Origin of the sequence: Treponema denticola ATCC 35405 (assembly GCF_000008185.1) — a bacterium.
Lineage (GTDB): Bacteria > Spirochaetota > Spirochaetia > Treponematales > Treponemataceae > Treponema_B > Treponema_B denticola.
Map to the genome: position 1 here is coordinate 813653 of NC_002967.9, position 22127 is coordinate 835779.

The 22127-nt window shown below is 36.9% G+C and carries 30 protein-coding genes; 17 read left to right on the plus strand and 13 right to left on the minus strand.

The window, feature by feature from the left end; translation table 11 throughout:
- The first annotated feature begins 7 nt into the window (after positions 1–7).
- Genes rplR through TDE_RS03840 form a run of 11 tightly spaced genes read left to right on the plus strand, consistent with a single transcriptional unit; the run spans position 8 to position 5613 of the window.
- Complete coding sequence (gene rplR, locus TDE_RS03790) at positions 8–370, plus strand: 50S ribosomal protein L18 (protein WP_002670026.1); 363 nt, start codon at positions 8–10, stop codon at positions 368–370.
- A gap of 8 nt (positions 371–378) precedes the next feature.
- Positions 379–900 carry a 30S ribosomal protein S5 gene (gene rpsE, locus TDE_RS03795; RefSeq protein WP_002670027.1) on the plus strand — a complete coding sequence of 174 codons (522 nt, stop codon included), beginning with the start codon at positions 379–381 and terminating at the stop codon, positions 898–900.
- Positions 901–904: 4 nt separating this feature from the next.
- Positions 905–1090: a 50S ribosomal protein L30 gene (rpmD, locus tag TDE_RS03800; RefSeq protein ID WP_002670028.1), complete on the plus strand. Its 186-nt coding sequence runs from the start codon at positions 905–907 to the stop codon at positions 1088–1090.
- Complete coding sequence (gene rplO / locus TDE_RS03805) at positions 1090–1542, plus strand: 50S ribosomal protein L15 (RefSeq protein ID WP_002682039.1); 453 nt, start codon at positions 1090–1092, stop codon at positions 1540–1542. Before rpmD ends, rplO begins: the two co-directional genes overlap by 1 nt.
- Positions 1543–1555: 13 nt before the next feature.
- Complete coding sequence (secY, locus tag TDE_RS03810; RefSeq protein WP_002670031.1) at positions 1556–2872, plus strand: preprotein translocase subunit SecY; 1317 nt, start codon at positions 1556–1558, stop codon at positions 2870–2872.
- Between the two features lie 47 nt (positions 2873–2919).
- A complete protein-coding gene (rpmJ, locus tag TDE_RS03815) occupies positions 2920–3033 on the plus strand; it encodes a 50S ribosomal protein L36 (protein WP_002672206.1) in 114 nt (37 codons plus the stop codon).
- A gap of 16 nt (positions 3034–3049) precedes the next feature.
- Positions 3050–3415, plus strand: coding sequence for a 30S ribosomal protein S13 (gene rpsM, locus TDE_RS03820; protein WP_002670034.1), 366 nt, complete (start codon positions 3050–3052; stop codon positions 3413–3415).
- Positions 3416–3438: 23 nt separating this feature from the next.
- A complete protein-coding gene (gene rpsK, locus TDE_RS03825) occupies positions 3439–3819 on the plus strand; it encodes a 30S ribosomal protein S11 (RefSeq protein WP_002670039.1) in 381 nt (126 codons plus the stop codon).
- A 10-nt stretch (positions 3820–3829) separates the two neighbouring features.
- Positions 3830–4885, plus strand: coding sequence for a DNA-directed RNA polymerase subunit alpha (locus TDE_RS03830; RefSeq protein ID WP_002682041.1), 1056 nt, complete (start codon positions 3830–3832; stop codon positions 4883–4885).
- Complete coding sequence (gene rplQ, locus TDE_RS03835; RefSeq protein ID WP_002682042.1) at positions 4875–5414, plus strand: 50S ribosomal protein L17; 540 nt, start codon at positions 4875–4877, stop codon at positions 5412–5414. The genes TDE_RS03830 and rplQ overlap by 11 nt, the downstream gene beginning before the upstream one ends.
- Positions 5398–5613: a hypothetical protein gene (locus TDE_RS03840; RefSeq protein WP_002672198.1), complete on the plus strand. Its 216-nt coding sequence runs from the start codon at positions 5398–5400 to the stop codon at positions 5611–5613. The genes rplQ and TDE_RS03840 overlap by 17 nt, the downstream gene beginning before the upstream one ends.
- Positions 5614–5661: 48 nt before the next feature.
- Here TDE_RS03840 and TDE_RS03845 read toward each other — a convergent pair whose 3' ends face one another.
- Both TDE_RS03845 and TDE_RS03850 read right to left on the minus strand, forming a co-directional pair.
- Positions 5662–6024, minus strand: coding sequence for a TIGR02328 family protein (locus TDE_RS03845; RefSeq protein ID WP_002672197.1), 363 nt, complete (start codon positions 6022–6024; stop codon positions 5662–5664).
- A gap of 1 nt (position 6025) precedes the next feature.
- Positions 6026–6412, minus strand: a complete 387-nt coding sequence (locus TDE_RS03850; protein ID WP_002682044.1) for a YbgA family protein — start codon at positions 6410–6412, stop codon at positions 6026–6028.
- 132 nt (positions 6413–6544) lie between these two features.
- Here TDE_RS03850 and TDE_RS03855 point away from each other — a divergent pair, with 132 nt between their 5' ends.
- Together TDE_RS03855 and TDE_RS03860 are read left to right on the plus strand one after the other, a co-directional pair.
- A complete protein-coding gene (locus TDE_RS03855; protein WP_002682046.1) occupies positions 6545–7354 on the plus strand; it encodes a PHP domain-containing protein in 810 nt (269 codons plus the stop codon).
- On the plus strand, positions 7347–7631 hold the full coding sequence (locus TDE_RS03860) for an acylphosphatase (RefSeq protein ID WP_002672192.1): 285 nt from the start codon (positions 7347–7349) through the stop codon (positions 7629–7631). The genes TDE_RS03855 and TDE_RS03860 overlap by 8 nt, the downstream gene beginning before the upstream one ends.
- 35 nt (positions 7632–7666) lie before the next feature.
- Here TDE_RS03860 and TDE_RS03865 read toward each other — a convergent pair whose 3' ends face one another.
- On the minus strand, positions 7667–8995 hold the full coding sequence (locus TDE_RS03865) for an MFS transporter (RefSeq protein ID WP_002682053.1): 1329 nt from the start codon (positions 8993–8995) through the stop codon (positions 7667–7669).
- 101 nt (positions 8996–9096) lie between these two features.
- Between TDE_RS03865 and TDE_RS03870 the strand changes: the two genes are divergently transcribed.
- Positions 9097–9876, plus strand: a complete 780-nt coding sequence (locus tag TDE_RS03870; RefSeq protein WP_002682054.1) for a glycerophosphodiester phosphodiesterase — start codon at positions 9097–9099, stop codon at positions 9874–9876.
- A 15-nt stretch (positions 9877–9891) separates the two neighbouring features.
- Here TDE_RS03870 and TDE_RS03875 read toward each other — a convergent pair whose 3' ends face one another.
- From TDE_RS03875 to TDE_RS03885, 3 genes are all read right to left on the minus strand, one after another.
- Positions 9892–10326, minus strand: a complete 435-nt coding sequence (locus TDE_RS03875) for a GNAT family N-acetyltransferase (RefSeq protein WP_002682055.1) — start codon at positions 10324–10326, stop codon at positions 9892–9894.
- A 36-nt stretch (positions 10327–10362) separates the two neighbouring features.
- Positions 10363–10797: an Rrf2 family transcriptional regulator gene (locus TDE_RS03880; RefSeq protein WP_002670063.1), complete on the minus strand. Its 435-nt coding sequence runs from the start codon at positions 10795–10797 to the stop codon at positions 10363–10365.
- Positions 10798–10909: 112 nt separating this feature from the next.
- Complete coding sequence (locus TDE_RS03885; protein ID WP_002682058.1) at positions 10910–11545, minus strand: SDR family oxidoreductase; 636 nt, start codon at positions 11543–11545, stop codon at positions 10910–10912.
- 259 nt (positions 11546–11804) lie between these two features.
- Here TDE_RS03885 and TDE_RS03890 point away from each other — a divergent pair, with 259 nt between their 5' ends.
- On the plus strand, positions 11805–13283 hold the full coding sequence (locus TDE_RS03890) for a hypothetical protein (protein ID WP_002682060.1): 1479 nt from the start codon (positions 11805–11807) through the stop codon (positions 13281–13283).
- Positions 13284–13309: 26 nt separating this feature from the next.
- Here the strand turns inward: TDE_RS03890 and TDE_RS03895 are convergent, their stop codons facing one another.
- From TDE_RS03895 to TDE_RS03920, 7 genes are all read right to left on the minus strand, one after another.
- Positions 13310–14437 carry an RtcB family protein gene (locus TDE_RS03895; RefSeq protein WP_002682062.1) on the minus strand — a complete coding sequence of 376 codons (1128 nt, stop codon included), beginning with the start codon at positions 14435–14437 and terminating at the stop codon, positions 13310–13312.
- A gap of 340 nt (positions 14438–14777) precedes the next feature.
- Positions 14778–15326, minus strand: a complete 549-nt coding sequence (locus TDE_RS03900) for a PH domain-containing protein (protein WP_002682064.1) — start codon at positions 15324–15326, stop codon at positions 14778–14780.
- A gap of 34 nt (positions 15327–15360) precedes the next feature.
- A complete protein-coding gene (locus TDE_RS03905) occupies positions 15361–15546 on the minus strand; it encodes a hypothetical protein (protein WP_002682065.1) in 186 nt (61 codons plus the stop codon).
- A gap of 71 nt (positions 15547–15617) precedes the next feature.
- Positions 15618–16088 (minus strand): GNAT family N-acetyltransferase, encoded by a 471-nt coding sequence (locus tag TDE_RS03910; RefSeq protein WP_002682066.1) that lies wholly within the window; start codon positions 16086–16088, stop codon positions 15618–15620.
- Positions 16078–17223 (minus strand): immunity 26/phosphotriesterase HocA family protein, encoded by a 1146-nt coding sequence (locus TDE_RS03915; protein WP_002672157.1) that lies wholly within the window; start codon positions 17221–17223, stop codon positions 16078–16080. The genes TDE_RS03910 and TDE_RS03915 overlap by 11 nt, the downstream gene beginning before the upstream one ends.
- Before the next feature lie 26 nt (positions 17224–17249).
- Positions 17250–17417: a hypothetical protein gene (locus TDE_RS13145; protein WP_002672148.1), complete on the minus strand. Its 168-nt coding sequence runs from the start codon at positions 17415–17417 to the stop codon at positions 17250–17252.
- Between the two features lies 1 nt (position 17418).
- Entirely contained in the window at positions 17419–18786 is a 1368-nt protein-coding gene (locus TDE_RS03920) for an MATE family efflux transporter (protein ID WP_002682069.1), read from the minus strand.
- Positions 18787–18931: 145 nt separating this feature from the next.
- Here TDE_RS03920 and TDE_RS03925 point away from each other — a divergent pair, with 145 nt between their 5' ends.
- Together TDE_RS03925 and TDE_RS03930 are read left to right on the plus strand one after the other, a co-directional pair.
- Entirely contained in the window at positions 18932–20545 is a 1614-nt protein-coding gene (locus TDE_RS03925; RefSeq protein ID WP_002682071.1) for an ABC transporter transmembrane domain-containing protein, read from the plus strand.
- Complete coding sequence (locus TDE_RS03930; protein ID WP_002682073.1) at positions 20529–22115, plus strand: ABC transporter transmembrane domain-containing protein; 1587 nt, start codon at positions 20529–20531, stop codon at positions 22113–22115. Before TDE_RS03925 ends, TDE_RS03930 begins: the two co-directional genes overlap by 17 nt.
- Positions 22116–22127: the final 12 nt, after the last annotated feature.

Below are 22127 nucleotides of genomic sequence, written 5' to 3' on the forward strand. Positions count from 1 at the left end.
TAGTATTATGGACAAAAAACGTAATGATAAAGATAGAAAAAGATTTAAGCGAAAGATGCACATTCGAAAGTCTATTTTCGGTACTGCAGAACGTCCGCGCATGACCGTGTTCCGAAGCAATAAGCGCATTTCGGTTCAGGTTATTGACGATGTAGAGGGCAAGACATTGGCTGCCGTTTCTACAATGGAAGAAGCTCTTCGATCGCTTAAGGTTAATGTTGAATCTGGGGCAAAGGTCGGTGAAGAAATCGGCAAGCGCCTCAAGGAAAAAAATATTGACACTGTTGTTTTTGACAGGAACGGATATCTTTACCACGGTGTTGTAAAGGCCGTTGCCGACGGTGCAAGAAAAACAGGAATTAAGTTTTAGGAGAGGTTATGAGTCATCAAAAAGAATCAAAACGGGATAACCAGCATACCGATAAAGAATATGTTGAAAAGCTTGTTAAATTGAACCGAACAGCTAAGGTTGTAAAGGGCGGACGCAGGTTCTCCTTTTCTGCTCTAACTGTTGTCGGCGATCAAAAAGGACGAGTAGGATACGGTTTCGGTAAGGCAAATGACGTAAGCGATGCTATTCGAAAGAGTATCGAAAAGGCAAAAGCCAACATGGTAACCTTTCCGCTTAAAAACGGTACAATTCCTCATGAGGTTCAAGGCAAGTTTAAGGGTTCGTCAGTTCTTTTGCGCCCTGCTTGTTCCGGTACCGGAATTATCGCAGGCGGTACAATCCGTGCTATTATGGAAGCTGCCGGTGCAACCGACTTGCTTTCAAAATCATTGGGATCAAGCTCCGCAGTAAACGTAGTTAAGGCGACCTTTGATGCCGCAAGTCTTTTGATGGACGGCAAAAAAATTGCTAAAAGCCGCGGAAAAACCCTTTTGGATGTATGGGGGTAAGTAAATGGCAAAGAGAATTAGTGTAAAATTAGTAAAAAGTACAATCGGTCAAAAGCAGCCGGTTTGTTCGACTATCCGCTCTTTGGGATTAAAAAAGCTTAATTCCACAGTTGAGCATGATGCAAATCCTGCCGTATTAGGTATGGTAAAACGCGTTGCTCACTTGGTTGAAGTTAAGGAGTTAAACTAATGTTCGAATTTAATTTAACTGTTCCTGCAGGAGCAACTCATAAAAAGAAGATTGTAGGACGCGGTTCTTCTTCCGGTTGGGGAAAAACTTCCGGAAAGGGACATAAGGGTCAGCAAGCCCGTTCAGGCGGCAAGGTTTATGCCGGCTTTGAAGGCGGTCAGATGCCCTTGTACCGTCGTGTTGCAAAAAAAGGATTTTCAAACTATCCTTTTAAAAAGGAATTCTATGTTGTAAACCTTGCCATGCTCGAAACAAAGTACAGCGATGGTGAAACCGTAAACAAAGAGTCCTTAATGCAAAAAGGTCTTCTCCGAAAAGGTTCTCTTTATGTTAAAGTTTTGGGAACGGGAGATATAACAAAAAAATTGACGGTTGATGTCGATAGAATTTCGGCATCGGCTAAGGAAAAAATAGAAAAGGCAGGCGGAACAATAGTTCAGTCTGAAGCATAAAAGGCGGTAAAAAATGGCTAATAATGTATTTGCAAATATGTTCAAAATAAAGGATTTACGAAGCCGTATTTTCTTTACGATCATAGTTTTAGCAGTTTTCCGCTTAGGTTCGGTACTCACCATCCCCGGTATCGATCCTGGGGCTCTTACAATATATTTCCGACAAGGCCAGGGAAATGCTTTTGCAGATCATATGGACTTCTTTGTCGGAGGAGCGTTTTCGAACTTTTCGGTATTTATGCTCGGTGTAATGCCCTATATTTCGACTCAGATATTGATGCAGCTTGCCATGATTATTTTCCCGCGCCTTAAGAAAATAGCGGAAGAAGACGGAGGACGCAAAAAGATTCAGGTTTGGACAAGAATAGTTACCGTCTTTGTTGCCCTTCTTCAATCTTCCGCTGTAGGTACATGGGCCAGAGCAATACCCGGTGCTGTTGTAATTTCAAGTCCTGTTTTGCACTTGTTTATTACGATGGTTACGGTAACGACAGGTACTATGATTACCGTTTGGATGGGTGAACAGATAACTGCAAGAGGTATCGGAAACGGTATTTCAATGTTGATTTTTGCAGGTATCGTTGCCCGTCTTCCTCAGGCCGTTTGGGAATTGATCAAGCTTGTAAGCAATAACGAATTAAACCTTGTTTTTGTAATTATTGCTTTTGCGATGTTTGTAGGAATTATAGCCTTGGTTGTTTACGAACAGCAGGGCCAGCGCAAAATACCGGTTCATTATGCAAAGCGCGTTATCGGCCGAAAAATGTATGGCGGACAGAATACCTATATTCCGTTTAAGATTAACCCCTCGGGTGTTATTCCCATCATTTTTGCTTCATCGTTTTTAACCTTTCCCCTCATGCTTTCGCAGATGTGGGGCTCGAATGTTTCTTGGTTGGCTTCAGTTGCAAGATTTTTGCGCTCGGACGGCTGGGGGTATAACGTTCTGTATGTTGTTTTGATTATTTTCTTTGCTTACTTTTACACACAGGTTGCACTTAATCCCACGGAAATAGCAAAACAAATAAGGGAAAACGGCGGCTCGATTCCGGGAATTAGAACCGACAAAACCGAAGAATATTTGCAGAAGATTTTAAACAGATTGATATTGCCCGGTTCGCTTTATTTGGCTGCGATTGCAGTACTTCCTACTGTAATTCAATGGGCATTTAGTTTCCCCAGAAATATTTCTATGTTGATGGGAGGAACTTCATTGCTTATTTTGGTTGGTGTTGACTTGGATACAATGAGCCAAGTTGAAGCTTTGCTTAAAATGCACCATCATGACGGCTTGCTTAAAAAAGGCAAGATTAGATCAAGGAACCTATAGAATTTTTTTTAAGAATGATATAGAATACATTCTTTGAAGGAGTGAATATGAAGGTTAGAACAAGTGTAAAACCTATTTGTGATAAATGTAAGGTTATTAAGCGCAACGGAATAGTACGGATAATCTGTACAAATCCTAAGCATAAACAGAGACAAGGTTAACGGAGGACACTGGATAATGGCTCGTATTGCGGGAGTTGACCTCCCTAACAAACATGTTAATGTTTCATTAACATACATTTATGGAATTTCGACTTCATCGGCAAACAAAATTTGTGAAGCTACAAAGGTTGATCCGATGAAAAAAATGAATGATTTGGATGAAGCCGAGTTAGCTGCAATCCGTGAAGTGATTGACAGAGAGTACAAGGTAGAAGGCCGCCTTCGAACCGAAGTGGCTTTAAATATCAAACGTCTTCAGGATATCGGATGCTACCGCGGTCAAAGACACAGAAAGGGTCTCCCGGTACGCGGACAGAGAACTAGGACAAATGCCAGAACACGCAAGGGTAAGAAGAAGACCGTTGCCGGTAAGAAGAAATAATCGTGGTTGGAGGTAATTAAAACATGGCTACTGTAAAGAAAAGAAAAGAAAAGAAAAGCATATATGAAGGCAATGTTTATATTCAAGCAACCTTTAATAACACAATTATTACGATAACCGACTTAAAGGGAAATGTTCTTTCATGGGCATCTTCAGGCGGCTTAGGCTTTGCCGGTGCCAAAAAATCGACACCCTTTGCGGCTCAGACCGTTGCAGAAACAGCTGTACAAAAGTGCCAGCCCTACGGCTTGCATGAGGTTCATGTTTTTGTAAAAGGTCCCGGAGTCGGCCGTGAATCGGCTATCAGAACGCTTGGAACAATGGGATTAAAGGTTCGCTCAATCAGCGATGTAACTCCCATTCCGCACAACGGCTGCCGTCCCAAGAAGACGCGCCGAATATAAGGAGACGTGAATGGCCCGTAAAAATCTTTTAAAAGGATTTAAGAAGCCGAAAGGCTTGGAATTTGCTCAGCAAGAATCAACCGAAAGCTATGGTAAGTTTACGGCATCCCCTTTTGAGACCGGTTTTGGAACAACAATCGGAAATTGTTTGAGGAGAATTTTATTGTCCTCAATTCAAGGTTATGCCATATCGGCAGTGCTTATAACCTCGCATGATGCCGATGGCGTACCCCACACAATTTCAAGTGAGTTTGAAAATATTCCGAACGTCTCCGAAGATACGCTGGAAATTTTAAATAAACTAAAGCAGATCCGCCTCCGTTTATCGGATGAGTCGGAACAAGGTGACTTTCATTTTGAATTTAAGGGGCCTGCGTCGATAACCAGCAAAGATTTTGCCGTTGAAGGACAGCTTGAAATTTTAGGCGAACCTTTTTATGTTATGGAACTTATGAAGGGTGCTAATGTTTCGTTTGATGTTCAAGTAGATTTCGGCCGAGGTTATGTACCGGCAGAAGTTAATGAAAAATACATTGAAATTGTCGGAACTATTCCGATGGACGCAATCTACGGTCCTGTTTTAAAGGTAAGCTATGCTATTGAACCTTGCAGAGTAGGACAAAGAAACGATTACGATAAGCTCATTCTTGAAATTTGGACTGACAGTACGGTCAGACCTGAAGATGTTTTGGGCGAAGCTGCAAAAATTGCAAAAGATCATTTTTCCATCTTTATTAATTTTAACGAAAATGATTATCTCGGTGAAGATGAAGATGATAATGAAGAAGCGGTAATTAAACAGCTTTTAGCAACTTCGATTAATACTCTAGATTTTTCCGTTCGGGCTAAAAATTGCTTGGACTCGGCCGGTATTAAAACTCTCGGCGAACTGGCTCAGAAGTCGGAAGATGAGATCGAAAGTATGCGCAATGTCGGCAGAATGACTTTAAATGAAATTCATGCTAAATTGGCGGAATACAATTTGCGCTTGGGTATGACTGATTACAGTCATCTAAAAAATACGATAAAAGTATCAAGACAGAAGGAAGAAACAGATGAAGCATAAGAACGGCTTTAATCCGCTTTCGCGTACAACTGCACATCGCCGTGCTTTGCACCGAAATATGGTTACATCGCTATTTAAGTACGAGCGGATTACGACAACAAAACAAAAAGCGATGGAAGTACGCCGAACTGCGGAAAAATTGATTACACGCTCAAAGGTTGATACATTCAACAACAGGCGTCATGCTGCAAAGTATATCTGGGATGATGATATTGTAAAAAAACTATTCAGCGATATCGGTCCTAGAATGAAAGACAGAAACGGCGGTTACACCCGTATCTTAAAAATCGGCTTCCGTGAAGGCGATGCAGCTGATGTTGCTATCTTGGAACTTGTAGACTATGACTTTGAAAAAAAGGAAAAGGATACAAAGAAAAAAGATGATTCAAAAAAATCCGATGACAAAAAGACTTCCAAGAAAGAAGCAGGTTTTAAATCGTCAAAGGGTGAATCAGAACACAAAAAAAATACCGATCAGGTAGTAGATAGTTCATCAAATCGGAGGTACAACCGTGTCAAAGGCTCATAGAGGTAAGGGAATCCGCGCAGAGCAAAACCGCGGACGTGGGGTATGCCCCGTATGTAACAAAACCGGAATCAAAGTTTTGTACGAACAAGAGATTAACGGTGCAAAAACAAAGATCTGCAAAATATGCAGAGCAAACATTAAGAATAAAAAGGCTGCAGAAGCCCCTGCAGAAAAACCCGCTGAAGCATCAGCCGAATAAATTTTTAAGCCTTTTTTGCACAACGCCCGCCTTGGATGCGGGCGTTTTTTATATCTCTATATTTTTTTCACGGAGATTAGTAATACATTCCTGCATATATTTTTCATCATGCTCCTTGTAAATAGGACTTGTCTTTTTGATTTTCTTTAGGTCGGCGTATGGAGGACATTTTTTGCCTCGATAGTTTTTATCTAACCATTCTTCCGAAACCTTATACCCTCTTTTGTTCATCTCTTCCATTACCAGTTCGTGATATTGAAAAAGTTTGTAGGGTGAGTATAAAAATACATAGTCCACAACAGAATGCTTTTTGCCCCAGCCGTTTCCTCGCAATGCACAGCATTCTCTGTGCTGCCCCAATAGCTGTTGTGCGGGTAATCTGTTTATCAGGTTTTGATGCCATAGTCTCATGTTAATTTTCCTCTTCCTTAAAAATATTTGAATCTTCTAAATATTTATTAGGATATTTTTTTAGCAAGGTTAAAAGATAGATTAAAATTTCTTTTTTATTTATTTTTCCGTATTTATATAGTTCAATCATATTTAAAAATTTTTCTTTTGCGTTTTTTTCTGCGCAATTTTTAAAATAGCCCCATATGTGCTGAAGGGAATTGATTACTTCTTTTGGGTTTTCTTCAAGTTTAATGGCTTGATCAATTAGGAGCTGCACTTCATCAGGGGCTATGTCTTCTTTTTTTAAAAGAGCTCTTATATCCTTATAAATTTTTTGAGACTTGCTTAAAACCAAATACTTGTTTTGCGCCCAGAGCTTTTGGCTGATTTTTTTATTATCATTCATTAATCTTATCTTTAAAGCTTAACTGTAGCATGGGATTCATTTTTTTTCAAGCATTTTTTCACAAAATTCCATATTTTTGTATATAGTTTCGCCGATTGACAAAGGCTTCCATAATAAATAAAATTAAGGCCGATGAAAACGAATAATTTGATAAGCAATTTTCACACCCATACTTATTTGTGTAAACATGCTGAAGGGAAGCCGATCGATTATGTAAAAGAAGCGATTAAGGCCGGCTGTTCAGCCTTAGGTTTTTCAGACCATTGTCCCTATCCCGATTCTTCGTGGGATTATTGCCGTATGGGGGAATATGAGGTAAATCTCTATAAGAGCATGGTAGAAGAAGCTGCCATTGATGCGCCTTTTCCCGTATATTTCGGTTTTGAGTGCGAATGGCATCCCCGCTATAAGAGCTGGTACAAGGATTTTTTGAGGGAGGAACTGAAGTCCGATTTTTTGGTTTTAGGTTCTCACTGGTATGATGTAGACGGCCGCTTGGAATATGCGCCGACCCTTACAAAAAAGGAGCTTTTCGGTTACATTGATTTTACGATTGAAGGAATGTCATCAGGTCTTTATAATTTTTTAGCCCATCCCGATCTTTTTTTAGCTGATGTTTCAAATATAGATTCAGACCATCTGGCCTGTTCAAGGGCCTTAATTCAGGCGGCAATTGATCTTGATGTGCCTATAGAAATAAACGGCTACGGTACTTTTAAAAGAAAAATTGTACGTGCCGGACGCGATGAGTTTATTTATCCGGTTAGGCAATTTTGGGAACTTGCTTCAGATATGGGGGCAAGGATTATATGTAATTCTGATGCTCATTTCCCCAAGCATACTATTTTGGGCTGCAGGAATGCAATGGCTTTTGCGGCGAGTCTGGGGATTAAGGTTCAAGATACTGCCGAAGCCCTAGGTTTCCGGAGTATCAATGGATAAGGAAACTTTGAGAGCTCTTCATGTTATAGTCAAAGGAAGGGTTCAAGGTGTGGGCTTCAGGTATTGGACCCGTTCTCTTGCAAAGAGCCTCAATGTAAAGGGACGGGTTCGAAACCTTGCCGATTACTCTGTTGAAATTATTGCCGAAGCCGATACCGATACTTTGGGAGAATTCGTTTATGCTCTCAAGCACGAGCATCCTTATGCCCGTGTTGAAAGCCTAAATTCAGAAGAGGTAAGGGCTCGAGGTTATACAGACTTTCGGATTGAAGTATAACAAAACTAAACCTGCCCTATAAAGTTTAAAAAAAATTATTCTACCTTATCGTACTTTTCTCCGCGGGTAACCTTTCCCATCATAAGCCATGCGAGGAGGAAAAAACATGCACAGTATACAAAGACTGCTCTGTGCCCTGCAAAGTCGATTATAAGACCTGCAAGGAAGGGGGCCAGTATTGCAGCTCCTTGAGAAAATGTATAGTATAAGCCTGTGTAAAGTCCTATGTGCGAGAAGCCTGCCATCTGCCAAAGCATGGGGAAGGAGTTGGCTATTATACAGATCCAAAAAATACCGAATACAAACATTAAGCCCCAAAACAGGTATTTTATTTGTCCTTCTGCAAGGCCTAAGATACCTGCAATTTCGATTAAGAAAAATTGGGCCAAACACAAACTCGCAACAACTACCAATGCGATTCTTATCATTCTTTTTCGTCCCCACTTGCTTGCAGCATAACCCATTGGAATGGCTGATAGGGCTGAGGCTATTCCTACCATTCCTGCGGCAAAGGCTCCCTGTCCTGTCGATACACCGAAATGTTTTATACTGTACTCGGCGATGTATGGCAGCATTCCCTGATAGCCTAGGAACCATAAGAAAAGCGAAACAAGAACAAATAGAGCACTCTTATCGGGTTTTTCCTCGTCTTCGATTTTTCTGCCTGCCAATACGGTTTTCATTGCCTGTATAAACGGCACTTTTTTTTCTTCTTCATTTTCAGAAGAATCGTGTAGGGGCGCATTTTTTTCTTTTACAAAGAAAAATAGCATTAGGGTTGCAAGGATAACCAAAAGACCCGCTGCCGGAAATGAAAGAACATCCTTTGTATGCCCTATAATGGGAAGGACAGTATCCACATCCATTAGACGGGCTAAAAATAAGGTTCCCACTATTGCTGCAATGTTTCCCATAGTGTTGATAACTCCGTTCCCTTGAGAGCGGAACTCGGCAGGAACAATGTCCGGCATTAAAGCTATGACGGGGCCTCGCACCGATTGCTTAAATAAATTCAGCAGGGCAAGAATAATTATCAATGCCGCCAAAGAATTTTTTGCTGCATATGGAATAAAGCTAAAAGTAATTGCCGACAATGGAAGCAGAGTTATAATCCACGGCATTCGTCTTCCTATTTTCGTACGGGTTCTATCCGACCATGCCGAAACTATGGGGATTAATAATATTGCCAGAACATTATCGATAGACATCAATATTCCGACAAGCCATTTAAAAGGAATATAACGGCTTAAAAAAATCGTTACATAACTGTCATACAATGGATCCATGAGCCCCATTGTAAAAAAACCTGCTCCGATTAAAAAAGTTATCGGAAGGTATTTTCTAAATCCTTCTTTTTGTTTCATAGCTTCTCCAATATTTATTTAATACCTTAACAGTATAAACTATATTTGCTATAATAGCTATAGTAAAAATAAAGATTATTTAATTTATGAGGAAAAGGAATATGCATAAAGAAATTTTACCTAATGCAAAAAGACCTCTTCTTTTTGGTCATCGAGGAGTTTCAAGTTTAGCTCCTGAAAATACGATTGCGTCATTTAAAAAGGCTGTAGAGCTGGGGATTCCAGGCGTGGAGCTGGATGTACATTTAACCAAAACCGGAGAACTTGCGGTTATTCATGATTCCTCAATTAAGCGCACAGGAAGAATTTATGAAAACGGAAAAATTATCGAGGCTCCTGATCTAAAGGTTGAAGATTTATCTTGGGAAGAATTACAAAAATATGACTTCGGTATTTGGTTTTCAAAAGAATATGAAGGCGAAAAACTTCCTTTACTTTATGATGTCCTAAAACTTCTAGGCTCCGATATCTATGTCGATATAGAAATAAAAATAGATAACTTAAAATATAAGGGAGTTGTAGAAAAAACTTATCAGGTTTTAAAGGATATTTTAAAAGTTCTGCCGGGAAATCCTCACAGGTTTTTGGTTTCTTCTTTTAATCCCTTTGCTATAAGATATTTTTCAAAGATATGTTCGGATATTCCTACGGCCTTAATCTATGATAATCATCCCGATAATCTCTTTTTTTTAAAAAAGGGCAGGGGTCTTCTATTTTGTAGGCCGGATATTTTAAAGCCTTCTTATAAATGCTTTACGAAAAAGAAAGATAAAGAATCTTGGTGTTGGACTGTTGACGATAAAGAAAAAGCCGAGGGCCTTATCAAAAAAGGAGTAACGGGGATTATATCCAATCGCCCTCAGGATTTAAACCAAGATTAAGATTCTCATTTTTTCCTAAATAATTTGAATAAATCCGCGCTTGTTGTACCAATTTATTGCCGTTTTATTTTTTGATTCGACATCAAGATAAATTTCCAAATCTTGATTTTTAAAATAGTTTATAACTCTATTTATAAGAGATATTCCGATTCCGCATTTTTGATATTTTTTTAGAACCGCAATAACACTGATATAAGCCGAATTTTCTTTTATAAAAGAAATAATAAAACCTGCATATTCTTCATTATATTTTGCAATAAAACAAGAGGCGGGATTAAAAAGATCTATTTTATACCAATCACTTTCCCATGCCTTATCGCAAAAGGCATCGGCATATATTTGAGGAATAATATCTTTGTGTTCAGACTCACTAAATTCTTCGATTTTAATGTTTTTATTTTTATTATCCAAAAGTTTTTTAGGTATTCGATATTTAATCCAGTCCGGCATCTTGTTGCTCCTTAAAATTAACTGTTACTTGCCCAATTAAGATATTTGAATGTCTTTAATCTTGTTTAAAATACTTTGCAATGTAAATGAATTTAATTTTTTTTCGAGGGTGGTTTGAGCATCCAAAAAATAGCCGTCAAGCAAGAAATTTATTTTTTGTGCAACAGGACATTCATTCGGCGGTGTGTCATGTATTTTAAATAGTTTTCCGTCCTTTATTGATTCTACTGCGTTAAAGATATCGAGGAAGCTGATTTGAGCTGCCTTTTTTTTTAGTGCAATACCGCCTGTTCCCTGAGTAATTTCTATAAGGCCTGCATTTTTTAATGCACTCATAAGTTTACGTATAACTACGGGATTTGTCTTTACACTTTCGGCAAGAAAATCGCTCGTTACCTTACACTTATCTTTAAAGAATTCAACACAGAGTAGGATATGAATTGAAACCGAGAATTTTGTTCCTATTTGCATAAGCCGTCCTAACCGAATATCTTTTTCATCTTATACTAAAACTATATAAGATACAATAGGTCAAATTAATGTTTTTAGATACTCAGAATAGGACGGCTACTGAATCGTTATTTTATAAACTTACAACCGAAAAATTATCTTGAATGAATTTTCCATTTTCTACTTCATCAATCATAGCGATGGCGTAATCGGCATAGCTTATTGTGCTCTCTCCATTCGAGTTGAATGGAAGATCTTTACCTGCAAGTTTATATTTTCCGGTACGTTTACCTTCTGCTTTAAAATCTAAGGGCGGTGATAAATAAGTCCACAAAACATCTTTTCTTTCCTTTAGTTCAAGAAATGCATTCGTTTCTGCCTGTGCTAGAGGACGGAATTCTTCAGGGAAATTGGGCGCATTAAGTAAGATTGTTTTGTGCTCCTTATCTGTGTAAAGGCAACCCGCTCCTCCGACTATTAAAAGCCGGATTTTGGTATTTTTTACGCAATCACATAAATGCCTTAACGAAGTGATGTGCCTGTCAAAGGTTTCAGGTGTCCAAGCTCCAAAGGCATCGATAACCGCATCAAAACCTGCCAAATCTTCAGGTTTTAGATCAAATAAATCTTTTTGTAGAACCTTTGCCTTTTTGTTTTTAGCACAAGGCTGTCGGATGATGGCAGTTACATCAAAGCCCCTCATTACAGCTTCATTTGTAAGACAATGACCTTGTTTTCCATTTGCTCCAATAATTGCAATCTTTTTCATTAGAACCTCCAATGTTTTAATACTATAGCTGTAACTATTATTGTTACATCTATAGTATAAGCTTTTTTAGATGTAATGTCAATGGTTACAACTAAAATTTTCTAAATTCTTTTATAGATTTTATTTGAGATTTATATATAGTTCTTTTTTTATTTACAAATTATGAATTACACGGGTATGTCGAAGTTGAACATTGGACACTGATCTCCGATTTTCAACGGTAGTATACTAATACTCTTTTTTTTAATATAATGTATATATGAAAACTACTAAAATATGTTCTTTATTTTTAATTTTGGTGAGTCTGTTTGCTTTGTTGACAGGCTGTGCGAGTATGTATATTCACGGTTCTACTCCCGTTCAAAGGGCTGCATCTGCTGCCGACCTCCTTATTGGCGGCAATGTATCTGATGATTATATACGGGTTTATAACACCGAGGTCTCTAAGGCTGAGCGATCGATTATGGATATGATTAGCAAGGCTGAAAGAAACGATATATACTATGCCGATATTGCAGATAATATTTCCGATTGGATGCTGCTTTATAGCCGTATTTCTACTCTTCAAAGAATGTATCCCGAAGGCTTAAGGGGAAAGAGAGAATTTGCGGTCTTTGAGACTAGAGATTACAGCAATCTGAAGGACACGGCTTACACTAGAGCAACGGAAGCTCTTTACAATGAGGCTTTACGCATTGTGCAGATATCGGGGAACGATCCTAAAAATATTTCTAAGGCATTAGCTAATTTAAAACGTGCAAAAAAATATTCCCATCATCTGGATAATGAGATAGATTCGCTGGGGGCAGAGACGGCTTATAATGCGGCCGAAGCTCTTGCTTATACAAATAAACCCGATAATCTTCTTCAAGCCTCCGAATATTATATGCTTGCAAATTCATGGATTTCGGGATATAGGGGCTCTTTGGAAAAAAGCCGGCTTGCAAAAGAAAAGGCTGCTTATTTTTATATTGAAGAAGGTTCTTATAACCTAAAGCTAAAAGATTATACCGCTTTCCGCCATGCAAAAGCCTCTTTTAAAAAAGCGGAAAAAATAATTCCGGGTATAGCTTCAAGAGAAATTGCAGAAGTAAACCGTAAGCTTACAGTTAGACTTGCTATTGTGAAGCCGGATAATAATTATACTGATGAGGATAGAATACGGAGAGCAATAACTTCCGAACTTGTTTCTGCAAACTCAGGGCCAGAAATTATAGAAATAACTTTTATCAGAGGCGGTATTAATTCTATATTTAATCTTATTGACATTCGAGATGCAGATTTAGCTCTGATTCCTTCCGATAACTATGGAAAGGTTAAAGAGATATACGGACCTGTATATCCTGTAAATAAAAACGTATCAAAGACTATAAACGGAGTTGTATATAACGGTATAATAATGGAACAAAGTCAGCTTGTTACCGTTTATGCTCAAAATGATTTTGTTCTATACGATATTAGAACGTGGAGAAAAACAGAGCTGCGTTATTTTAGCACTGAAACAAATAAATTGTCTAAAAATTTTACGGCAAGATATTATAGCGGTGCTCCTGAAGCAAAACCTGCAGATTTTGATCCCGGATTTTTATATGAATCAGGGCAATATAAAAGATTTTTTCCTGAATTGATGAATGAAAAAAATTCTATGAATTTGATTAATAACTACGGCTCTCTCAGTTCATATGGAAAAGAATTATGTAATGTAATTAGAAACCTGCAATACATAGAGCGAAGGTAATTAAAATTAGGGAGTGCAGGTCTATTCTAATTAGGTGCTTTGAAGTTATATATAGGTTTTACAAAATCTTTTACATCGGCAGTCGGCTTAATGTGTTTTAGAATTAGATTTTTATTTTTATAGGCGGAGGGCGCTTCATCTAAGGTGTTTTTCGTTGCAGTTGTTGTAAATATTCCGGCACTTTTCATTTCCCTCTGAAAGTCTTTTAGTGAAAGTTCATTAAATGCTTTGGAGCGGGACATAATTCTTCCCGCTCCATGAGGTGCCGATTGGTTGTAGTCATTATTCCCTTTTCCTACACAAAATGCAAATCCGTCACGCATGTTAAAAGGAATAATAAGCCTTTCATTTAATCCGGCTGAAGTTGCTCCTTTTCGGATGATGCCGTCCTCTCCTATAAAGTTGTGAACCGATTCTACAGTTTCTTCAATTTCTGCATGTAAAAATTGCGAGATTAATTCTATCATTTTTTTTCGGTTTTCTTTTGCATATTTTTGAGCAAAATAGGTTGCTCTTAGGTAAGCTTTTCCCTCATCACTTTCTGTAAATAAGTATTCCAAATTTCTATCTTCAGGTGTGAGAAGTTTTTGTTCATCTAAAAGCTGCTGTGCTTTTTTTTGATAAAAGACGGCAATCTGAAGGCCTAGATTTCTGCTTCCCGAATGAACCGTGAGCCATAGTCTTCCTTGAGAATCTTTTCCAAGTTCTATAAAATGATTTCCGCCTCCTAAGGTTCCTATACTTTTTAAAGCTCTGTCCTCATCCATATGAACCTTTTTTGATTCTTCTATAATTTCTTCTTCAAATTCTTTATTGTCTATTTTTATGTTCCTATGAACGGCTTTTCCATGAGGAATATTTTTTTTGATAAAGTTGTCCAGTTCTGCAAGATCCGGATTTTTTATATTAAGCCGAGCCGAAAGAATCCCGCAGCCGATATCTACTCCCACAATGTTTGGAATTATGTATTTATCTATATTCATTGTAAAACCGATAACGGCTCCTTTGCCTGCATGGCAGTCCGGCATTATTGCTATATTTGTGCCTTCAAAGGCCTTATGATTGAGAAAGGTTTTAATTTGTCTTTCGGTTTCGGAATCGATTGAATCGATCATTACACTAGCTTTGTTGTATGTTCCTTCAATTACTTGCATAAGTGTATTTTAACATAAGGGAGGTAAAAAGTCAAATTTGATTTTATGAAGAACAACAAGACTATTGCGTGAGGGAAAACTGTTTGCTGTTTTGCCTTAATCTTTTAACTGCTAAAACTTTTCGGCTAATCCTGTAAAAAGAATTAGCCGGATTTTTATGGGACTGCTTCCTATGAAATGATTCGTTTTATTTACATATTAAAGCGGGCACAGAAATTCATGTGCTCGCTTTAATTTTTACTTACCTTTTACACTACGGTATGCTTCATATAAAACAAAAGGCATCATTCCTATTTCATCAACTCCGGTCGGTTCATATTATTAAAAATATTTTTGAATATTAACTATTAAGCAATTTCTGTTTTTGAGTTTCAAATTCTTCTTGTGAAAGAAATCCTTTTTCAACCATACTAATAAGCCGTTCTAGCTGATCTGCAATATCAATAGTTGATGATCCATTTTGTACAGCTTTTTGAACATTCGCTTCCGATGATCTAGTCTTTCTGTTTTCTATTGCATTATTGACAGCATCAACAAAAGGTTTTACTGATTCTTTAGTACAGTTTTCAATTATCATTCTTGCTCCACCATGCCAAATTTCAATTGAACCCAACAACAAACCCTTATTATATGATATTGAATTGATTTTATCCAAAGACATTTCAGTTTGCTTCATACCAAAGAACATTCCTTTATCTAAAAGGATTATTCTTTCTTCTGTGCAAACAATCAGCCATGTGGTTCCATCCATCAAACCGGAAGTAAGATAAAGAATATGTTCAGAATCCTTCATTATTTCCGGTAAGCAGTTTACCTCTTTTTTTGTTCCAAATAAATCAACATCGCCTAGAGCTTTAATTTCTGCTTGTATTGCTTCCAATGTTTTCATTTTATCTCTCCATCTTATCTATATTTTTTATATGCTAAAATTTCCCGGTATACCCCATCTGTTTTAATTTTTTTTGTGTTAATAGAGGAAGCTGTGTACTTAAAAATATATTATTACCGAAAAACTCGATTTCAAGTAGTGTGTCAGGAATAATCAATTCTTTATCTAAAGCATTTGATGAGAAATTTTTTAAAAAATATAAATTTAAAAAATCTATCATAAGCTGACCTTAGCATAAAATATCTATTCTGTCAATCACTGTGAATAAGTATTGTATAAACTAATTTTTATTTATAAATCCTTCTGCATTATAATCTCATCTTCGTCTTTGTCGATTTCATAAAAGCCGAAATTTTCATAGAGGCGTTTTGCAGCTATATCTCCTTCAACATAACAAAGCTGAACACATGAATATTTTTTCTCGGCTTCTATCATTGAAAGCCATTTTTGTAAAGCTGCTTTTCCTAAACCTCTTCCTTGACTTTTTTTATCTATCATAAATTGATCCATGATGCAGACAATTTTTTCACCGTCAATCCAATCCCGCTGCATTATAAGACCTATGGGTTTATCCGAATGATATACGGCAAAAACTTTTGCATTTTCTTTTCTGTAAACAAAGGCTCTTGCAAGGATTGTAACATTTGAGGCTGCAAAATTTTTTTGTTCTTTTTTTACGGAAAGAGAATTGATTATTCTCCAATTATCGGGAGTAATCTCTTTAAATTCAATATTAGCGGGAGTAGGGTGGTTAGTTTTCATGTGACAGCTTTAAGTTTCCTTCATAATCAAGATCGCCGTCCAAACCGAAGGCCTTGAAAATTGCATTTTTATCTTTTTTGTTTGCCGGATTATTTAAGCTGCCGCCGGCTGCGGGATAAAATGGAGCATTGGATTTTGCTTTTATACATTCTTCCAATTTGTCTATCTCCAAGAAACAACCTATTAATTCCGCTCTGTAATTTTTATGATACCAGTCTTCATCCTCGTATAGAGCATATTCTTTTAAAGACATTTCTTTATATATCAAACCGTATTGAAGATAAGCAATATCTCTATCCTGATAATTTATACTCTCGCTTGTCGATATCGGAGCATCATTTAAGTCTTGATATGTAACTTTTCTGTTTCCGATAATTTTATATTCGCCGTAATAGATATTGTTATCCATAAGGGGCTGTGCAGGGAGGGATAAGTTTTTTTCCAATTCATCAAGATCAATGTTGATGCTGTCGCTTATTTTATGATAGACCTTTACAATTAAAGCCGTTCCCATCAAATTGTTAAGACCGTAGTTTTTATTCTTTTTAAATTCGGGTGTTTTTCTTAACTTAACAATATCGATTAAAATTTTACCGAAGCCGTATTGCCGTCTTCCTATTTTAAAAGCAAAGATATCCCCTTCCTTATATTTTTGATGCTCTCTTTTTTCATTTTTAAAATTTTCCAAATCGGCTAAATCTTCTTTCGATGTTTCCTTTATCCATTTTTCAATCCAAGAATTGAGAGCGGAAGCCTTGCTTTCTTCCAACCTTTCGGAATAATATGTTTTTTGTGTGGTGTAGTTTCCTATGCAAACATGTCTGCTTCCAAATGAAAAATATAAGCCTATTCCTCTAAATGATTGAGTTGCCGTAAAGTTTAATTTTTTCGGTTTTCCTTTTGCCGTTTTAGGAAGTACAATGGTTCTGTTCTCGGCGGTTTCAATATCAAGTTCACTTTCTCTATAGTAAAAAGCCTCGCCTTCAGAATCCGATGCCGATATTTCTTTTTTGATGACATCGCCGTCAAAGTAATAGAGGGTTCCTTTTATATCCATTACTTCCCAGTGATCTTCAATCGGATTTAAACCCAGATATTTTCTTTGCTCGTTGGTTAAAATAAATTGTTTATTCATATTTTTCCTCCTCAGCCGGCAAAACTTTATATAATCAGTCTTTCCAAATATGAAAATATTTTAGAAACGGCTTGCTTGTTCTCTTCGGTCATATTCATAGCTCTGTCTATCTTGCCTGCAATAAGCTCCGATTTTTGATTGATCTCATTCATATTACAGCTTATACTCTTAGAAATATCTACAAGTCTAGTCATTTCAATTTTTTTGCCATTTTGTTATGCCCGATCTCAAAAGTCTGAATTCCCGTATTATCAAAATAGATATGGGTATTGCACTCAATATTTCAATGAGGAATGTACCATAATAGATCCCTGCGATACCGATAAATATAGGAAGGATCAACATTATCGGAATGTAAAACACGATTTGCTGTAAAATCCCCAATATTGAGCTGATTTTTCCTTTGTTGACGGCAGGAAAAAAAGCTAGAGCAAAGAAGACTAGGGGCATAACCGGAAGGAGAGCCATGTAAATCCTAAAATAGGAAATATTGTGAATGCTTAAGTGCGGATTTTTCATCATCAAGGAAACCGATGTTTGAGGGAAGATAAGTATTAAAATCCATAATGGAGCTATCAAAATAAGGGCTGCAAATACAAATCTCTTAAAGGCTGAAATAAGACGTTCCGTTTTATCTGCTCCGAAATTTATTCCTATTATGGGAGAGAGGGCAATCATGAAGCCTCCTATCGTCTGTAGTATAAATGAAAAGATGCGGGTAATGATTCCGTAAAAAGCAATGTCGTCCTGTGAGCCGTAGTGGTTTAATACATTTAAAACTAAAAGCATTTGGATAGTTCCCATAAACTGCATTATAAAACTCGCCAACCCCATCGAAATAATCTTAGATATAATTTCCCCGTCTATTCTGATTGTAAATACTGAAACCGGAGAATCAGGATTCTTTTTTGCAAAATAAAGGGTACTGATGATAGCTTGTACCGCCATACCGATATTTGTTCCTATGGCGGCACCTTTTATGCCGAAATTAAAAATCACCATGAGTGTATAATTTGCGCACCCATTTACAATAAGGCTTATCCCCATAATTGCCGCTGCGGTTTTCATTTTTCCTTCGGAACGGATGAGGTTATTAAGAGCTATGGCATATATCCAAATCGGAGTGCCCCATAAAATGGTGCGGTAGTATTTGCTTCCATGTATTAGGGCATTGCCTCTTCCGCCCATTAAAAAAAGAGTTTGCTCCGAAAAAAGAAATCCTAAAGTCATTACGATTACACTTATTATAAGTGTCAAAAAATTGACATTGCCTAAAATCTTTTTTTGAATATTTTTATCTTCCGCACCGATTGCAATACTTAACAAAGTCCCGGCCCCCGAGCCTATGAGAATACCTAAACCTATTATCGTTATGATTGGAGGCAGGGCTACCGAGATACCCGCAAAAGCTCCTTCTTCGGCAAAATGTCCGACAAAGATTCCGTCCAGTACATTGTTTGCTCCCAGTAAAATCATTGCAATAACCGCAGGCCATGAAAGATCAAAAATAACCTTCCACAAGTTTCCGTTTAAAATAAATTCTTTTTGCTTTTCATTTTCCATATTGTAAAAATTCCTAAATCATATAATGCGGAATTTAGCTGTCTTTGTCAATAGTTTTTTCTATTCTCAAATCAATTCTTGACAATAGTCAGGTAAGCTGTTATAATTCTAAATGTTAGCTTATGCTTACGAAAGGAGGCCTTAATTGTTTAGGTTTATCATAAAACGAAAAGTATATTTTGTGCTTTTTTTTGTTTTAAGCGGAATCGATTTGTTTTTTACGATGAAGCTTCAACTATGGAAGGGGCAGCTTCTTGATACGGCCTTAGGGAAAACCGCTTATTCACTTTATACCTTAATGCTCTTGTGTTTAGGAGCGATGGTCTTTGCTTCTTTATTTTCTTATCTTTACAGTCTTGTAAAATCGAAACTTGTGGTAACTGCCGAGGCAGATTTACGGAAAACTTATTTTGATGCCCTTCTTAAAAAAACGATGGGAGAATATATCAACATCCCTGAAGGAAAAATAAGTGCCGATTATACGGATAAGATAGATGTTATAAGCGGTCAGTATTTTTATGTTTGGACGGCTTTGACCGACAATGCCTTGATATTCTCGGTAACGGTAATAACCCTTTTGACAATAAATATACAGGCGGCTATTGTTACCGTTCTCTTATTAATGATTCCTCTTATTGTTCCGACTGTTTTAAAAAAGATTTTGGCTAAGGTTTCAAAGGAAAAGATGGAAGCAGTCGAAAAACATTTTTCAGCCGTGAGAACTTGGTTAAAAGGAATTGATATTATAAAAGTTTTTTCTTGTGAGCAATATATAATTTTCAGATACGATAAGATAAACGAATTTTTAAGAAAAAAACAAATGGATGCCATAAATGTAAGTTGTCTTGAAATAGGGGTAAGTTTTTTTGTATCGGCTATCGTTAATTTGCTTATGACGGCTTATTGTGCATATTATGTTTATAAAGGTGTTTTTTCTATCGGAGAATTTTATACCATAATGGGCCTAATCGGGATTCTGTCCAGACCAATGTATTGGACAGCGAACTTATTAAAGACTTTTTTTTCTTCCCGTCCTGTCCGTGATGCAATGATTGAATTTATAGATGCTAAAACGGAAACAGGCGAAATAGGAAACTTAAACGGATTTAACATTGATGCTGTAGGCTTATCGTTTTCATATAATGAAAAGAAGGTTTTAAACAATACCGATTTTACATTTAAGCAAAACGAAAAAATTTTGATCCTAGGAGAATCGGGTTCAGGAAAGTCCACGATAATGCGGCTCCTTTTGGGAATGTATGCTCCGGATTCCGGTTCGCTTACAATAGGCGGAGTTGCTCCGAAAAAAATAAAAAATATTGCCGATATAATTTCGATTCAGCAGCAAGAAGCCTATATCTTTAAAATGAATCTCGTGGATAATTTGTTTTTAGATAAAGACATAAGCGAAGAAAGGGTAAAAGATGTTCTTGATTCCTTAGGTTTAAATAAGTACACGCAAGATAAATATTTAAAGGAAACCGTCATAGGGGAAACTTACGGTTTTTCAGGCGGAGAAAAAAAGCGCATAAGTATTGCAAGAGCTGTTTTGCATAAACGCCCGATAATGATATTCGATGAACCTCTTGCCAATATAGATGATGAAAATATTGAACGGGTAAAAAAAATAATTTTCGGTATAAAGGATTCTACCGTAATAATTATTTCGCACATTGCAGATGCAGAAACAAAAAAAATGTTTGATCGAATTTATAAATTTGATACAAGCGAAAGGAGATTATATGAAGAAGTTGTCTAATCTTGAAAAATCGTTTATATTTTTTGCTCTTCTATTTTTAATTTTTTCGGCAACCGCCGTTACGGCTTTTTCATGGCTAAGCGGAAAAATAGCCGATGCTGCCGTAAGCAAGGATATTGAAAAAATAATTATCTTTGTATCTGCATATTTTGTTGCAATACTGGTGAGGGGAGGAGCGCACGGGCTTTATTCTTATTTTTTCGGCAGGTTTAAAACAAACCGTTTGAAACTTTTACGGCAAGGTCTTTTTCATTCTTGGGTAAAAGCCGACTATGAAGAATTCTATAATATTGAAGAAGGAAAGAAAATTTCTTATTATCAACAACAGCTTCCTTCTCTCGACGGAATATACTATCAATCCTTCTATGGAATGGGGCAGATTCTTATGGAAACGGTTTTTGCTTCTGCCTTATTTTTATATGTTAATATAAAATTGGCTATTGCAGGGCTCTTTTTTATTTTTATTACTTCGATTATTCCTCAAGTTTTTAAAAAACTCTTGGATAAAACTCAATCCGAATCCATAAAAAGTGTAAATGAGCACATGGGAGAATTTTCCGATTGGTTAAAAGGCTTTGAGGTAATAAAAAATTACGGAAGCGAAGGCCGTTTTCAAAACCTCTTAAATAAATCGGTAGAAAAGCTGGCAAAAAAACAATTTTCGGTTTCAGCAGCAAATGATGCATCACAGAGTCTTTCATTTTTTGCATCTCAATTAAGCATAATCGCAGTTGCTTTTTACGGCGTTTATATGATTAATAAAAATGAATTAAGCATAGCGGAGTTTATGATGGCTAACGGCTTGGTTGTACAGCTAAGGTCTCAAGTTTATTATATCTCTATGTATGTGAACCGCTTTATTATGAGTAAGGTTATTTTTGAAGGTTATAAGACCTTGATAGTTAAGGAACCGGAAGAAAAAAAGATTGAAGCCGATATTTCTTCGGCCGATATATCGTTTAATGATGTAAGTTATGCTTACAGTGAGCTGCCTGTTCTTCAAAATGTAAATAAAAAATTTACCGACAAGGGTATACACATCATTTACGGAGAAAGCGGAAGCGGAAAATCTACGGCGATGAAAATTCTTTTAGGTCTATTAAAACCTAAAGGTGGAAACATAGTATTGGATGGAAAAAATATTCATTCCATAAAAAACAGGTCAGACCTCATTTCGTTTTTAGCCCAAGAAGCCGTTTTCTTTGATGATACCTTAAAAAACAATTTAACATTAGGCGAAGATATTGAAGAAGAAAAAATATTCACTTTAATGGAAAAATTAGGCTTGGAAAAATTCGCGAATACAGAAGCCTTAAATATGGACTTTACCCACATCGAAAACAAATTTTCAGGCGGTGAGTTAAAGCGTTTAAGCTTTGTGCGAACCCTCTTGAGGGATACGCCTGTAGTAATTTTCGACGAACCCTTTGCAAATATAGATGCTCAAAATATAGAAAGAGTCGAAGACCTTATTTTAAGTCTAGATGATAAAAAAGTTTTTATCGTAACCCATCAGCTTAACGAGAGGATCAAAGAAAAAGCCGCTTCCCTCTGGAAGATAGGAGCTTGATGGTTTTTGGGT

Excerpts from the sequence above, each read along its gene's own strand:
- TDE_RS03850 (WP_002682044.1), bottom strand. The coding sequence starts at position 6,412 with ATGAATGATAATAAAAAAATCAGCCAAAAGCTCTGGGCGCAAAACAAG.
- TDE_RS03920 (WP_002682069.1), bottom strand. The coding sequence starts at position 18,786 with ATGGAAAATGAAAAGCAAAAAGAATTTATTTTAAACGGAAACTTGTGG.
- TDE_RS03930 (WP_002682073.1), top strand. The coding sequence starts at position 20,529 with ATGAAGAAGTTGTCTAATCTTGAAAAATCGTTTATATTTTTTGCTCTT.
- TDE_RS03885 (WP_002682058.1), bottom strand. The coding sequence starts at position 11,545 with ATGAAAAAGATTGCAATTATTGGAGCAAATGGAAAACAAGGTCATTGT.
- TDE_RS03875 (WP_002682055.1), bottom strand. The coding sequence starts at position 10,326 with ATGCCGGACTGGATTAAATATCGAATACCTAAAAAACTTTTGGATAAT.
- TDE_RS03870 (WP_002682054.1), top strand. The coding sequence starts at position 9,097 with ATGCATAAAGAAATTTTACCTAATGCAAAAAGACCTCTTCTTTTTGGT.
- TDE_RS03830 (WP_002682041.1), top strand. The coding sequence starts at position 3,830 with ATGGCCCGTAAAAATCTTTTAAAAGGATTTAAGAAGCCGAAAGGCTTG.
- rpsM (WP_002670034.1), top strand. The coding sequence starts at position 3,050 with ATGGCTCGTATTGCGGGAGTTGACCTCCCTAACAAACATGTTAATGTT.
- TDE_RS03890 (WP_002682060.1), top strand. The coding sequence starts at position 11,805 with ATGAAAACTACTAAAATATGTTCTTTATTTTTAATTTTGGTGAGTCTG.
- rpsE (WP_002670027.1), top strand. The coding sequence starts at position 379 with ATGAGTCATCAAAAAGAATCAAAACGGGATAACCAGCATACCGATAAA.
- TDE_RS13145 (WP_002672148.1), bottom strand. The coding sequence starts at position 17,417 with ATGACTAGACTTGTAGATATTTCTAAGAGTATAAGCTGTAATATGAAT.
- TDE_RS03895 (WP_002682062.1), bottom strand. The coding sequence starts at position 14,437 with ATGCAAGTAATTGAAGGAACATACAACAAAGCTAGTGTAATGATCGAT.
- TDE_RS03845 (WP_002672197.1), bottom strand. The coding sequence starts at position 6,024 with ATGAGACTATGGCATCAAAACCTGATAAACAGATTACCCGCACAACAG.
- rpsK (WP_002670039.1), top strand. The coding sequence starts at position 3,439 with ATGGCTACTGTAAAGAAAAGAAAAGAAAAGAAAAGCATATATGAAGGC.
- rpmD (WP_002670028.1), top strand. The coding sequence starts at position 905 with ATGGCAAAGAGAATTAGTGTAAAATTAGTAAAAAGTACAATCGGTCAA.
- TDE_RS03880 (WP_002670063.1), bottom strand. The coding sequence starts at position 10,797 with ATGCAAATAGGAACAAAATTCTCGGTTTCAATTCATATCCTACTCTGT.
- TDE_RS03915 (WP_002672157.1), bottom strand. The coding sequence starts at position 17,223 with ATGAATAAACAATTTATTTTAACCAACGAGCAAAGAAAATATCTGGGT.
- rpmJ (WP_002672206.1), top strand. The coding sequence starts at position 2,920 with ATGAAGGTTAGAACAAGTGTAAAACCTATTTGTGATAAATGTAAGGTT.
- TDE_RS03910 (WP_002682066.1), bottom strand. The coding sequence starts at position 16,088 with ATGAAAACTAACCACCCTACTCCCGCTAATATTGAATTTAAAGAGATT.
- rplR (WP_002670026.1), top strand. The coding sequence starts at position 8 with ATGGACAAAAAACGTAATGATAAAGATAGAAAAAGATTTAAGCGAAAG.
- rplQ (WP_002682042.1), top strand. The coding sequence starts at position 4,875 with ATGAAGCATAAGAACGGCTTTAATCCGCTTTCGCGTACAACTGCACAT.
- rplO (WP_002682039.1), top strand. The coding sequence starts at position 1,090 with ATGTTCGAATTTAATTTAACTGTTCCTGCAGGAGCAACTCATAAAAAG.
- secY (WP_002670031.1), top strand. The coding sequence starts at position 1,556 with ATGGCTAATAATGTATTTGCAAATATGTTCAAAATAAAGGATTTACGA.
- TDE_RS03905 (WP_002682065.1), bottom strand. The coding sequence starts at position 15,546 with ATGATAGATTTTTTAAATTTATATTTTTTAAAAAATTTCTCATCAAAT.
- TDE_RS03855 (WP_002682046.1), top strand. The coding sequence starts at position 6,545 with ATGAAAACGAATAATTTGATAAGCAATTTTCACACCCATACTTATTTG.
- TDE_RS03900 (WP_002682064.1), bottom strand. The coding sequence starts at position 15,326 with ATGAAAACATTGGAAGCAATACAAGCAGAAATTAAAGCTCTAGGCGAT.
- TDE_RS03865 (WP_002682053.1), bottom strand. The coding sequence starts at position 8,995 with ATGAAACAAAAAGAAGGATTTAGAAAATACCTTCCGATAACTTTTTTA.
- TDE_RS03860 (WP_002672192.1), top strand. The coding sequence starts at position 7,347 with ATGGATAAGGAAACTTTGAGAGCTCTTCATGTTATAGTCAAAGGAAGG.